Source organism: Candidatus Hydrothermales bacterium, from assembly GCA_039630235.1.
Lineage (GTDB): Bacteria > Hydrothermota > Hydrothermia > Hydrothermales > JAJRUZ01 > JBCNVI01.
In genome coordinates this window covers 190,545-203,421 of record JBCNVI010000001.1, presented here as the reverse complement: position 1 = coordinate 203,421, position 12,877 = coordinate 190,545, and the positions used below count along the sequence as shown (strand labels likewise).

At 34.4% G+C, this 12,877-nt stretch carries 12 protein-coding genes; 11 read left to right on the top strand and 1 reads right to left on the bottom strand.

Translation table 11 applies throughout. The annotated features are described in order from the left end of the window. Positions 1-501, bottom strand: a 501-nt coding sequence (locus tag ABDH49_00930) for a (Fe-S)-binding protein (GenBank protein ID MEN3045543.1), incomplete at its 3' end; no start/stop codon positions are given. A gap of 25 nt (positions 502-526) precedes the next feature. On the opposite strand from ABDH49_00930, the gene ABDH49_00925 reads away from it, so the two are divergent. From ABDH49_00925 to ABDH49_00875, 11 genes are read left to right on the top strand one after another with little or no spacing between them, the layout of a single operon-like run. Then, positions 527-1,210, top strand: coding sequence for a ComF family protein (locus ABDH49_00925; GenBank protein ID MEN3045542.1), 684 nt, complete (start codon positions 527-529; stop codon positions 1,208-1,210). A gap of 51 nt (positions 1,211-1,261) precedes the next feature. Further along, entirely contained in the window at positions 1,262-2,407 is a 1,146-nt protein-coding gene (locus ABDH49_00920) for an acetyl-CoA acetyltransferase (GenBank protein MEN3045541.1), read from the top strand. Position 2,408: 1 nt separating this feature from the next. Further along, complete coding sequence (locus ABDH49_00915; protein ID MEN3045540.1) at positions 2,409-3,581, top strand: thiolase domain-containing protein; 1,173 nt, start codon at positions 2,409-2,411, stop codon at positions 3,579-3,581. A gap of 12 nt (positions 3,582-3,593) precedes the next feature. Next, positions 3,594-4,103, top strand: coding sequence for a Zn-ribbon domain-containing OB-fold protein (locus ABDH49_00910; protein ID MEN3045539.1), 510 nt, complete (start codon positions 3,594-3,596; stop codon positions 4,101-4,103). Between the two features lie 11 nt (positions 4,104-4,114). Then, a complete protein-coding gene (locus tag ABDH49_00905; GenBank protein MEN3045538.1) occupies positions 4,115-4,582 on the top strand; it encodes a zinc ribbon domain-containing protein in 468 nt (155 codons plus the stop codon). Then, positions 4,579-5,886, top strand: a complete 1,308-nt coding sequence (gene hslU / locus ABDH49_00900; GenBank protein MEN3045537.1) for an ATP-dependent protease ATPase subunit HslU — start codon at positions 4,579-4,581, stop codon at positions 5,884-5,886. Before ABDH49_00905 ends, hslU begins: the two co-directional genes overlap by 4 nt. After that, entirely contained in the window at positions 5,883-6,692 is an 810-nt protein-coding gene (gene amrB, locus ABDH49_00895; GenBank protein ID MEN3045536.1) for an AmmeMemoRadiSam system protein B, read from the top strand. The genes hslU and amrB overlap by 4 nt, the downstream gene beginning before the upstream one ends. After that, positions 6,685-9,795 carry an ABC transporter substrate-binding protein gene (locus ABDH49_00890; protein MEN3045535.1) on the top strand — a complete coding sequence of 1,037 codons (3,111 nt, stop codon included), beginning with the start codon at positions 6,685-6,687 and terminating at the stop codon, positions 9,793-9,795. Before amrB ends, ABDH49_00890 begins: the two co-directional genes overlap by 8 nt. A gap of 5 nt (positions 9,796-9,800) precedes the next feature. Further along, positions 9,801-10,853: a DUF763 domain-containing protein gene (locus ABDH49_00885; protein ID MEN3045534.1), complete on the top strand. Its 1,053-nt coding sequence runs from the start codon at positions 9,801-9,803 to the stop codon at positions 10,851-10,853. After that, entirely contained in the window at positions 10,837-11,298 is a 462-nt protein-coding gene (dtd, locus tag ABDH49_00880; GenBank protein ID MEN3045533.1) for a D-aminoacyl-tRNA deacylase, read from the top strand. The genes ABDH49_00885 and dtd overlap by 17 nt, the downstream gene beginning before the upstream one ends. A 3-nt stretch (positions 11,299-11,301) precedes the next feature. Beyond that, entirely contained in the window at positions 11,302-12,837 is a 1,536-nt protein-coding gene (locus tag ABDH49_00875) for an acyl-CoA carboxylase subunit beta (GenBank protein MEN3045532.1), read from the top strand. The last annotated feature ends 40 nt before the right edge of the window (positions 12,838-12,877 follow it).

Here is a 12,877-nt window from a genome sequence, read left to right as displayed (position 1 = left end):
AATCTCTTTATTTTCTCTAAATTTAATTTTTAAAATTTTTTCTGAGATATGAGGATATATGCTTGAAAAGACACCACCAAATCCGCAGCAGCTAAAAAACTCTAGTTTTTCATTTTTGAGTGTCTTAAAATGACAAGATCTATGATACTCCGGTAAAAAGTCAATAAGTTTTTTCTTGATAAAAAATTCGGTAATTTCAGTTATGTTAAAATTTATTTCCTTGCCTAAAATCCTAGGGATATACTTCACTATAAATTCAAGGCAGGAACCCGACAGTATCACAACTTCCTTTTTCTTAAAATGTTTATAAATTTGAAAGAGTGACTTATAAGCCTCTTTAAAATTGCCTGTATTGTAAAAAACTTGACCACAGCAAAAAGGCTTATCTATGATAGAAACATAAAATCCCTTATTAGTCAAAAATTTTTTGAGTAGTGGAATTAAATCTTTATATAAAACAGAGCCTATACATGATGGGTAAATAAAAATATTTTCTCTCATGCCCGAAATCAATTATAATTTCTTTATGTTAAGGGAAATTATTGAATTTTTTCTACCGCCCCTGTGTATGACCTGTGATAATTTAAAGGACGGAGAATTCTTCTGTAAAGATTGTTTAACAGAAATTTTAAGATCCCGTATCTTCCCACCTTTTTGTAAAAAATGTGGAAGAAATCTAAAGAAACATAAATGTTCAGTAAAACTAAACTATATTGATGAAGTCTTTGCAATTTTTAACTACACAGAAAAAGTTAGAGATTTGATTGAAAATTATAAATTCAAAAGATACACAAACTTAGCTAATTTCTTTGCTCCCTTTGTATTAGAACACTTAGAAAAAATTGTTCCAGAATTTGATATTATAACTTTTGTCCCTCTTCACCCATCGCGAGAAAGAGAAAGAGGCTTCAATCAGAATGAAATTATTCTGGATAAATTAAGTAAGCAAATAAAAACTAAATATAAAAAGGACATTTTGATTAGAATAAAACCAACAAAATCACAAGCTAAAATAGAAGTCTTAGAAAAAAGAAGAAAAAACGTTGAAAATGCCTTCAGAGTTTTGCTAAGCGAAGAAATTAAAGATAAAAGAATATTGATCCTTGACGACGTCTTCACAACAGGCTCTACTATTGAAGAATGCGCTAAAGTTTTAAAACAAAAGGGAGCCTCTAAGGTTTACGCACTCTGCATTGCCACTAGTTCTTAAATTGGTATATAATGAAAAGTAGGTTCAACTCCAAAAAAATTTCCCCCATAAATGGACGTCTATATTATAGGAATAGGAATCTCACTACCAAAAAAATCTTCTGCCGAATTTAGCTTTAGAGAAATGATTTTCGAAGCAGCTACAAAGGCCTATAAGGATGCAGGTGTTGAACCTAAAGATGTAGATATTTTCGTCTCTGTATCAGAGGACTTTGAAGAGGGGACGTCAATTTTCGATGAATACGTTCCAGATCAACTTGGTGCTGTTTTAAAACCTGTTCATACTATATGTGCTGACGCCTTAACTGGTCTTGTTTCAGTCTATTCTCTTATAAAAACTGGCTACTTTAGAATTGGTGTTCTTGAGGCACACTCAAAGTTATCTAATGTCAAAACCCATTCACGAGTTTTAGCTATGGGCCTTGACCCTGTTTATATAAGACCCCTTGAAGTAAACCCATACTTTGTTGCTGGTCTTGAAATGGCTATGTTCCTCGAATCAAGAGGCTATGATGAAAAAGATGTAGCTTTTGTTGTATCTAAAAATAAATCTAATGCGCTTACCTTTGGTAGAAGTCCCTTTGGACTTTCTATAGCTCCAGAAGAGGTCTTAACTTCAGAACCTATTTCTAGGCCACTTAAAAAGCTTGATATTTCCCCAAACGCTGATGGTGCCTGTGTCTTCGTTATCGCAAATGAGGAAGTGGCAAGAGAAAGAAAAAAAGATTTTATAAAAATTTTAGGTTTAGGATTTGGGGGATTTACACCAAACATAGAGAGGTGGAGAGGTGATGCGGTGTATTTAGAAGTAGCCTCAAAAAAAGCATATTCAATGGCTCGTATTAAAAATCCTATAAGAGAAATTGACTTCGCTGAAATAGATGATACCTTCTCTTATAAGGAACTTCAACATATTGAGGCTCTTTCTCTATCAAGGTTTGGCGAATCTGCTGAACTTTTAAAAGAAGGATTTTATGATTTAGATGGAGAGCTACCAGTTAATACAACAGGAGGCAATTTAGGAAATGGCAACTTATCACTAATGAACGGTGCAAGGTCTCTTTATGACGCGGTTTTACAGCTTCGTGGACATGCAGGAAATGTACAACTTCCAAATCCAGAAACAGCCCTTGTTGCATCTTGGAAGGGATTGCCTTCAGCAAGTGGAGCAGTAATTATCTTAAAAAGGGAGGGCTAAGATGGCAAGAAAAGTTGGAATTTTAGGAGTAGGTCTTACAAAATTTATGAGAAGAGCTAAAGAAACTGGTAAAGAGCTAGCTTTTGAAGCGGCAAAGATGGCACTTGAGGAAGCTCAAATGGATATTAAAGAGATAGACTGCGTTGTCATTTCAACTGCCCCTGATGCCTTTGATGGTGTTCACATGAAAGGAGATTGGCTTTCTGATGGAGCAGGAGCCACAAAAAAGCCATTTATGAGATCCTTTGTAGGTGGGGGCTCTGGCGTATTTTCTATAATTCATGGATGGTATCTTGTTTCAAGTGGTATTTTCGATAAGTGTCTCATCGTTGCTGAAGAGAAAATGTCAAGTTGTATGCCTCATCCTCAAGGTGCATTTAACTCTATTTACGATCAATTTATCGAAAGACCCTTGGGTGTTAATTTGCTCTGGATTTTCTCACTGGAAATGATGAGATACATGAAAGTTCATAAGATTCCCATTGAAACAATTGCACTTGTTGCTGTGAAAAATAAAAAGAACGGTTTAGATCACCCGTGCTCTCAAAAGGGTATTGCTGGAGAATACACTGTCGAAGATATTTTAAATTCAGAGATTATAGCATACCCAGTTCATAGACTGATGGTCTCACCTGTAACAGATGGAGCAGCTGCCATTGTAATTGCTGCAGAACACGAAGTTAAAAAAAGAACAGATAAGCCGATATGGATAGAAGGGATCGGCTTTTGTCTTGATACCTCCTACTGGACAAACAGGGATCTTTACTATCCGAGATACGTTGAGTATGCAGCAAGAATGGCTTACGACATGGCAGGAATAAAGGATCCCAGAAAAGAAATACACGTTGTAGAACCTTATGATCCATTCGCATATAAGGAACTTCATCATCTTGAAGGTCTTTTGTTAGCAGACAAAGGAGAAGCTCCCAAGTTATTAGAAAAAGGCTTTTGGGATAGAGATACAGAATATGGAATACCCTCAAGCCCCTCTGGCGGTCTTCTTGGAGTTGGAAATCCTATAGCAGCAGCTGGTCTTATGAGAGTGATTGAAATTTACTTACAACTAAAGGGAGAGGCTGGGAAAAGACAAGTTAAAAGAGAGGCAAAGAGAGGTTTAGCACAGGCATGGGGTGACTTGATGCAAGTTGGAACAGTAGTTATATTATCAAAATAGGGGGAGGGAAAAATGAAAAATTTGGAGGGTACCCCACTGGATCAGGAGGGTTTTGAGAGGTCAGTTAAAATAGAGTGGAAACCAAAAATTGAGTACGAGTGGGATTGTGGAATAGCTATAAGTAAGTTCTTAGAGGGTCTTAAAAAGGGCATAATACTCGCTCGAAAATGTGATAAGTGCGGAAGAGTAGTTGTACCTCCCAGAATGTTCTGTGAATTATGTTTTAGACCAAATGACAGATGGGTTACTTTAAGTGATGAAGGCGAGATTCTTACTTTTTCTGTTTGTTTTGTAAATTGGGATGCCACAAGAAGAGAAAAACCTGAAATTCCAGCCGTTATATGGCTTTACGGTGCCTCTCCAAACGTTGGGATTTTACATAAGATAGGAGAGGCAGGAGAAACTCTTGAAGAAATACTTAGAAACATCGACATAGGAACTAAAGTTAAGGCTGTTTGGAAAAAAGAAGAAGAAAGAGAAGGCGCTATAACAGATATTCTATATTTTAAACCGATTAAATAGGGGGAAGTGTAATGTCCTTTAAGGATTTCTTAGAAAACTTTAGTGAAATAAAAACTCAAAAAGGTAATATACCTGTGTGGTGGGTTTATACCGCTGGATTAGCAGGGGAAATCTTTTATGAGGGACTAAAGGAGGGCAAGATAAAGGGTGGGGTTTGCAAAGGATGTAAATCAATAATTATTCCACCAAGAATATATTGTGAAGATTGTTTTGAAAAGATAGAGAAATTTATTGATGTTGAGGGGCCTTTTTTGGTGCTCTCTTTTACAGAGATTTATTTTGATTTAGATGGCAAACCGCTTGAAAGACCCTATAAGGTAGGGTTCATGGTCATGCCTAATTCAAAAGGCGGGATTATTCATTTTCTCGATCCTGAAGTAGAGATATGTTGTGGTGATTATGTTAAACCTATTTTTAGCGAAAAAAGAGTTGGTTCCATAAAAGATATAAAATATTTTACAAAGTATAAAGATAAATGATAGAAGTTTGGGAAGAAGAGAAGACTCCCTTTGAAATAGTAGAGGAGCTTAATAAATACATAATTGGTCAGGAAGAGGCAAAGAAAGCTGTAGCAATAGCTTTGAGAAATAGGTGGAGAAGAATGAGAGTAAAGGGAAAGATAAAAGAAGAGATTCATCCATTTAACATTTTGATGATTGGTCCCACTGGAGTTGGAAAAACTGAAATTGCGAGAAGACTTGCTCAACTAACAGGTTCGCCCTTTTTAAAGGTTGAGGCAACACGGTATACAGAAGTTGGCTACGTAGGAAGAGACGTAGAAAGTATGGTAAGAGATCTTGTTGATGTTGCCTTTAACATGTTAAGACAGAAAAAAGTTAAGGAGGTTGAAAGTAAAGCTAAGGAGATAGCAGAGAATAAAATTGTTGAAATTTTATCGGGATTTCAATATTCTTCTACGGAATACATCAGGGAAAATTTAAGAAGGGGGCTTTACAATGAGAGAGAAATTGATATAGAGGTAAAACAATCTCCAGCATCTGTTGTTCCAGTTATGTCTATAGGGCATGATACTATTGCACAGAACTTGCAAGATATAATGGAGGACTTATTCCCAAAGAGAACCGTTGTAAAAAGGATGAAAGTTAAAGATGCCCTTGAGTATCTTACAAATGAGGCGGCAAATAAGCTAATAAATCTCGATGAAATTAAACAGGAAGCCGTGAGGCTAGCCCAAGAAAAGGGAATTATATTCATAGATGAAATTGATAAGATTGTTGGAAAGGGAGAAGAACATGGTCCATCTGTTTCAAGAGAGGGTGTCCAAAGAGATCTTTTACCAATTGTTGAGGGGACCACTGTACGGACAAAGTATGGTGTTGTAAAAACTGACAACATTTTATTTATTGGAGCAGGTGCCTTCAGTAAATCATCACCACAGGATCTAATTCCAGAACTCCAGGGGAGATTTCCAATAAGAGTTGAATTACATCCTCTTGGAGAAAAAGAGTTTGAAAGAATTTTAGTTGAGCCTGAAAATTCGCTGGTAAAGCAATTTAAGGCTTTATTTGAAGCTGAGGGTTATACACTTGAGTTTGAACCAGAGGCTATCAAAAAAATTGCCCACTATGCTTATTTAGCAAATCAGAAAATGGAAGATATAGGTGCAAGGAGACTCCAAACCGTAATGAATCTTGTGCTTGAGGAGGCTCTATTTAGAATGCCCTATCTCGACAGAAATCCCTATGTAATAGACGCCGAATATGTAGATAAAGTTCTCTCAAAGATATTAAAAGAGGAAGATGTGTCAAAATATATCCTATGAAAGTTAGAGAGCCTGCAGTAAGTGGAAGTTTTTACCCCTCTAAGAAAAAAGAGTTAGAGAATCTTATTAAAAAACTTTTTGATAGTGCTGATGAGATTGATATTAAGATAATATCGGCTGTTTCTCCCCATGCCGGTTATATTTATTCAGGTAGAACGGCATCCTATGTATATAAGAATTTGAAAAATAATTTTAAAAGAGTAATATTAATTGGAAACTCCCATAATTATGCATTTAATTTTGCCTGTTTAGATGAAAGTGAGGCTTGGCTGACTCCATTAGGGGAAATTAAAAAGGATGTTGAGTTTGAAAGAAGGCTTCTTAAACATAAAATCTTCGAATTTAATTCTCATTATCATGAAATTGAGCATTCTTTAGAGGTTCAGGTTCCTTTTTTACAATATAAGCTTGAAGACATGTTAAAAATAGTTCCGATTTTACTTGGAACTTTTAGGAAAGATATTCTTGAAAGGGTTGCAAAGGCTATTAAGGAAGAAAAGGATGATGAGACCCTTATTATTGCAAGTTCGGATTTTTATCATGGTTATTCTTACGAAGAGTGTGTTAGAGTGAATAAAAGGTCTAAAGAAATATTAGAAAGGGGGAGGGCGGAGGAGTTTTACGAAGAGATTATAAATGAGGGGATTATGGCTTGCGGTGCTTCTGCTATCTATGTTCTTTTAAAAATCTACGAGGAAGGTCTTCATAAAAGAAAGATTCTTGACATGACCACTTCACATGATGTTTTAGGGAATAGGGGAATAGGTTATGTTGTAGGATATATTTCTTATGTAATACATGAATAAAGCAGAGAGAGTTTTTGACTTTTTCAAGAAGCTTTACGATTTAGGACTTTATGTTTTTACCCAGAGAAAAAATCTAGAAGAAATAAAAATTTTAACTCAGAATGAATTAAAAACGTTAAGCGACACATATAAAGAAATGGAGCAAGTTATTTCTGAAATAAGTAAAATTTCACAAAGTGTAGAAGACCAGTTAAAGACAATATATGAAAATTTGCCTCAAATTATAGATTTTTATAATAAGGAGAGTAATAGACTAGAGAATATATTAAATCTTTTTGAAAAAATAAGTAAAAATACATTTTCGCTTCTTAATGAGATTCATTATATAGAAATTGTCTCAAGAAATTCTGAGATTAAGGCTTTCCATTTAGGTGAGAGGGGAAAGGGTTTACAAGTTGTTTCTCAGGAACTTTCAAAGTTAGCTCAAAGAATTATAACTCATGGAGAAAACCTTTCTTCAGATATTGATAAAATTAAGGAAAACTTTGAGTCATTAAAATTTAAACAAAGTAAGATTTTAGACTTAGTTAATGAAATAAGTGAGTACGAGGAATCTTTAAGTGAAATTTCTGAAAAGTTAAAGGTTACTATTGATAATCTTTTTTATTCCTTAAAAGAGATAACAAATATTTACTTTGAAAGAAAAACTTTATACGATGAGTTTTTTAAAAATATTGTTGATCTTGAAAAAGGTATCACGCTTTTCTTTTCCGATGCTGAAAAGGTGTTAATTTATTCTGAAATTTTTAATGGAAATGATGAGATTAAAAATGCAATTATAGAGATGCTAGAACTTGCTGCTTCAGCTCCGTCTTATTTAAAAAACCGTCTAAAAAACAAGTTACTTTTCTTTCTAAATAATATCGATACCGTCTTAAAAGAACTTGACGAAAGATTCTTAAACTTTGAAAAAAGTAAGAGCGAACTTGAGAAGAAGTTAGATATGATAAAAAGCCTTGTAGGAAGAATTAGCATACAAAATAGAAAAATAAGGGATTTTGATGAAACAATCTCAAAAATACTTAAATTGGATCTTTCCTATTACTTGGATCAGATTAACAATTTTATTAAAATAACTAGAGGATTTTATGATTATTTAGAATCTCACAAAAGTTCATTTTCCTTTAAAGGTATGGATCTAAAATTCTTAAAGATTTTATTACAGATGAGGGAAGATTTAAAGGATGGAGAAATATTATCACTTTACTCTTCAGTAGAAACTGCAAGAGCTGGACTAAGAGAGGACCCCTTTTCTGCAGAACTTAAGGAAAGAGTAAAATTATCTCTCAACTTTTCAGAAGAGATAATTAAGTCAATAAAAGAAATAGATTTTTTAACTAGAGAAATGCAAAGTTCAAAAGGAGAAACTATCGAATTAATAAAGTTCTTTAATATTAGAGAAGATGTAATCCTCTTCGAGGAGAGTTTTAAAAAAATTGAGGAGTTGACAGAAAAAATAGGTAAAAATATTGAAATTTTTGGAAAAATTTTTGAAGAACTAGAACAGTTTACAAAACTATTAAGTTTAAGATTCAAAGAAATTGAAAAAATGATGCCAGAAGTTAAAAGAGATTTGATGGAAATTAGACAAGAAAATGCAAAATATTTACCTCAGATTGAGGAACACGAAGAGAAAATTAAAGAAGAGGTTATATTGAAATTACCTTTAAATTCTAATCCTGTTACCTTCAATCCCTATCTTGCCACAGATGCAACTAGCAATACTATCCTTGAAAACATACATAGAGCACTTTTTATGACATCACCTCTTTCAAGTAAAGTAATTCCTGCCCTAGTTGAAAAGTTTGAAATAGAAAAAGATGGACTTTTATATACCTTTTATCTTAGAAAAAGCGTTAAATTTCATAATGGTGAAGTTCTTACAGCTCATGATGTGAGAGATTCACTTTTAAGATCACTTAGAGGTAAATATGGCAATTATTTTGATATGATAAAAGGAGCAAAGGATTTTATCGATGGTAAAAAAAACTATGTGGAAGGAATAAGAGTAATTGATGAGAACAAAATTGAGATTGAGCTTGAATATCCCTTTGTTCCCTTAATTTATAACCTCTCTCTTATGGGTTCTGCTATAACAAAGGAGAAAAACGGAGAATTAATAGGACTTGGACCTTTTAAGCTTAAAAATTATGTAAAAGATGAATTTATTGAACTTGAGGTTTTTGAGGATTACTTTGCAGGTAGATCAAACGTTGATAAGGTTGTCTTTTTAATCGAAGAGAGAAAAACAAAAGAATTTGTTAATCTATTTTTAAAGGGTGAAATTGATGTTATAGAACCCTCTATGGAAGATGAAAAGGTCTTGAAAGAAAAGGCTCCTCATTATTTAGATAAAATAAAAATTACCCCTGAGCTTTCGATTCAAAGATTTGACTTTAATAATAGAAAATTTCCTTTCACAAATATTCACTTTAGAAAAGCAATTAACTACGCTATTGATAAAGATAAATACGTAAAGGAAGTACTCTTTGGTAGATCTATTAAAGCAGAAGGTATATTTGCACCATCATCAGAAGTTTATAACCCCGAGTTAAAGGGCTATGAATATGACATTGAAAAGGCAAAGGAGGAACTTTTAAAGTCAGGTGTGAAGCTCCCCATTAGATTGAAATTGACTATTTCAGAAAGTGAAACTAATCGAAGGGCCGCAAAGTTCTTTATAGAATCCCTAGAAAAATTAGGAATTGAATTTGATGTCGAGATAAAACCTTGGAAAGAGTTTCTTGAAGCTGTTCATTCAGATAAAACAGAATGCCACATATTAGGTTGGATAGCCGACACAGGAGACCCTGATAGCATTGTCTATCCTCTTTTTCACTCAAATTCAATCAAATTTGGAACTAATGAGACAAGATACTCAAATCCTGTTGTAGATAAACTTATAGAAGAAGCAAGAAAAGTAAGAATACCAGAGGAACGTAAAAAAATTTATCAAGAGATTGAAAAGAAGATACTTGAGGACGCTCCCGCAGTGTTTTTATATCATCCTTTTGAGAGAGTTCTCTCATCAGAGAAAGTTTTAGGTATTTGGCCTCACCCTCTCGGTCACTTTAGACTTGAAATAGTCTTTAAGTTTCCCTAAAAGTAGTGGAAGTAATAAACCTCCCTTTACATTATGGAAAAGTTCCTGAATGGCTCTTTGATAAAATTAAAAAACTTTCCTCTATAATTATAGAATATTTACTTGAAGAATTAGATACCTCTCACATTTTAGAAAAATTTTCAGATCCCCTATGGTTTCAAAGCTTTGGATGCTTTCTTGGTTTTGACTGGCACTCTTCAGGTATAACCGTAACTGTAACAAACGCTTTAAAAAAAGGACTTTCAGAGAGAAATATTCCAATTTTCATCGCTGGTGGTAAGGGAAAATTTGCCCTTGAGACTCCTAAAGAAATTTTAAATTTCTCAGAAAAGTTAAATATAGATCCAAATAACTTCATTTATTTATCTCGTCTCACAGCAAAGATTGACAACGCCTGTGTCCAGGATAAACACTCTCTTTATCACCATACCTTCTGGTTTGACAAAAAAGGAAACTGGCTCGTTGTCCAACAGGGAATGAATGTTCATAAAAAAACCGCCCGTAGATACCACATATTTTCAAAGAAGTTAAAAGAAATTACCTGTGAACCCCACTCAGGAATCATTGCCAACTGTAGGGAGACAAAAGTTTTAGACCTTGTTTCCGAAAAAAATAAAGTAATAAGGGAAAATATAGTTAATTTAATTAAAGAGAGACAAATCAAAGAGATATACAAAATGCCAGAGAGACACCTTATAAAATTAAGGGATATTAATGTAAGAAAAGTTTTTGAAATATCACTAGAATTTTATAGAGAAAACATTAATAAATTCGAGGATATTTTGCTTATTAAGGGAGTAGGGGAAAAAACACTAAGAGCACTTACATTGCTTTCAGAGCTTATTTATGGGAAAAGGCCCGATTACTCAGATCCAGCGAGGTTCTCCTTTGCTCATGGCGGTAAAGACGGAACCCCCTATAGGATAAATAGATCAACCTACGATAAAACAATAGAAATTTTAGAGAAAATCTTAACTAGTAAAAAAGGATTTACAAACTCTGAAAGAAGTTATCTTTTGAAAAGAATATATTGTTTTGTAAATGAGGGTACTAATTGAGAGAATAAGGGATGGAGTTTTAAAGATAGAAAATAAAAAAGAGCTAAAGATAAAGTTTGGACTCCTTTTGTTTACTGGTATTTGCAAAAACGACACAGATGAAGAAATCACGTGGGCTGCAAACAAAATTTTAAATTTGAGAATTTTCGAAGATAATAGCGGAAAAATGAACTTGAGTATCCTTGATGTAAAAGGAGATATCCTAGTTGTATCGAACTTTACCCTGTGTGCCGATATTACAAAAGGTAATAGACCCTCTTTTGATAATTCAGAAGATAAAGATAAGGCAAAAGAAAAGTTTGACTTTTTCGTTAAAAAACTAAAGGAAAGTAATTTAAATGTTATTGAAGGAGAATTCGGAGCCTATATGGAAGTCCATCACGTCAACGTTGGACCAGTTAATATCCTTTTGGATACTAAAGAAAAATTTAAAAAAAGGAGTTAAAAAATGGAAAGATTTGAAATTTTAAAAAGAATGAGAAAAGAGGCAATGCTGGGAGGTGGAGAAGAGAAGATAAAAAAACAGAAAGAGAAAGGAAAAAAAACAGCAAGAGAAAGAATAGAACTCCTTGTTGATGAAGGCAGCTTCCAAGAAATCGACATGTTCGTAACTCATAGAATAGTTGACTTTGACTTACCAAAGATACTTGGAGACGGTGTAGTAACCGGCTTTGCCAAAATTCACGGAAGAGACTGCGTAGTCTACTCACAGGACTTCACAGTTTTTGGTGGCACCCTCTCACTTGCTCACGCCGATAAAATAAAGAAAATTATGGATATTGCCCTAAGAATTGGAGTCCCAGTTATAGGCCTTAATGACTCTGGAGGCGCTAGAATCCAAGAGGGTGTCGCTTCACTTGCAGGTTATGCCGAAATTTTCTTGAGAAACACACTTGCTTCAGGAGTTATCCCTCAGATTGCCGCAATCTTGGGCCCCTGTGCCGGTGGAGCAGTTTACTCACCAGCTCTAATGGACTTTATCTTCATGGTAAGAAAAAATAGCTACATGTTTATAACAGGCCCTGACGTGATAAAAGCAGTTACTCATGAAGAGGTAACCTTTGAAGAACTAGGTGGAGCCGATGTTCACGCTGAAAAAAGTGGTATCGCTCATTTTGTTTACGACACCGAAGAGGAAGTTATGGAAGGTATAAGAACACTTCTTACCTACTTGCCCCAGAATAACATGGAAGACCCCCCTTATATGGATACAGGTGACCCAGAAGATAGAGAAGATCCGGAACTTGACTATATAGTTCCCGAGGATCCTAACGCTCCCTATGACATGAAAGAAGTGATTAAAAGAGTTGTAGACAATGGTGTTTTTTTTGAAGTTCATAAAAATTTTGCACCTAACATAATTGTTGGATTTGCAAGAATGGGTGGTTTTAGTGTCGGAATAGTTGCTCAACAACCCCTTCATCTTGCCGGAGCAATTGATGTAGATGCCTCAGTTAAAGCTGCAAGATTTGTTAGATTTTGCGACGCCTTTAACATCCCTATTATAACTTTCGAAGATGTACCTGGTTTTCTTCCAGGGGTTTATCAAGAACATAGGGGTATAATAAAAGAGGGAGCAAAACTTCTTTTTGCCTACTGCGAAGCAACCGTTCCAAAAATTACTGTCATCACAAGAAAAAGTTACGGTGGTGCCTATTGCGTTCTTTCATCTAAACAGGTAAGAGGTGATATTAACTTAGCTTGGCCAACTGCAGAAATTGCCGTTATGGGTCCAGAGGGAGCTATCAACATAATTTATAGAAAGGAACTTCAAGAAGCGGAAAATCCAGAGGAGTTAAGAAAAGAACTTATAAAAATGTATAGGGATAAGTTCGCTAATCCGTATTATGCTGCAGCTTATGGCTACATAGATGATGTGATCGAACCCAGAAAAACAAGAAGATGGATTATAAGGTCACTAAAACTTCTAAGAAATAAAAGACAAGGCTTACCACCAAAAAAACACTGTAATTTACCTCTTTAAAGAATCTCTAAAGAATTCAGTAAAAACTTGAAAAACTCCC

Bases quoted from the DNA above. Each gene is read 5' to 3' on its own strand.
- ABDH49_00925 (MEN3045542.1), top strand. From the start codon at position 527: ATGTTAAGGGAAATTATTGAATTTTTTCTACCGCCCCTGTGTATGACC.
- ABDH49_00920 (MEN3045541.1), top strand. From the start codon at position 1,262: ATGGACGTCTATATTATAGGAATAGGAATCTCACTACCAAAAAAATCT.
- ABDH49_00915 (MEN3045540.1), top strand. From the start codon at position 2,409: ATGGCAAGAAAAGTTGGAATTTTAGGAGTAGGTCTTACAAAATTTATG.
- ABDH49_00910 (MEN3045539.1), top strand. From the start codon at position 3,594: ATGAAAAATTTGGAGGGTACCCCACTGGATCAGGAGGGTTTTGAGAGG.
- ABDH49_00905 (MEN3045538.1), top strand. From the start codon at position 4,115: ATGTCCTTTAAGGATTTCTTAGAAAACTTTAGTGAAATAAAAACTCAA.
- hslU (MEN3045537.1), top strand. From the start codon at position 4,579: ATGATAGAAGTTTGGGAAGAAGAGAAGACTCCCTTTGAAATAGTAGAG.
- amrB (MEN3045536.1), top strand. From the start codon at position 5,883: ATGAAAGTTAGAGAGCCTGCAGTAAGTGGAAGTTTTTACCCCTCTAAG.
- ABDH49_00890 (MEN3045535.1), top strand. From the start codon at position 6,685: ATGAATAAAGCAGAGAGAGTTTTTGACTTTTTCAAGAAGCTTTACGAT.
- dtd (MEN3045533.1), top strand. From the start codon at position 10,837: ATGAGGGTACTAATTGAGAGAATAAGGGATGGAGTTTTAAAGATAGAA.
- ABDH49_00875 (MEN3045532.1), top strand. From the start codon at position 11,302: ATGGAAAGATTTGAAATTTTAAAAAGAATGAGAAAAGAGGCAATGCTG.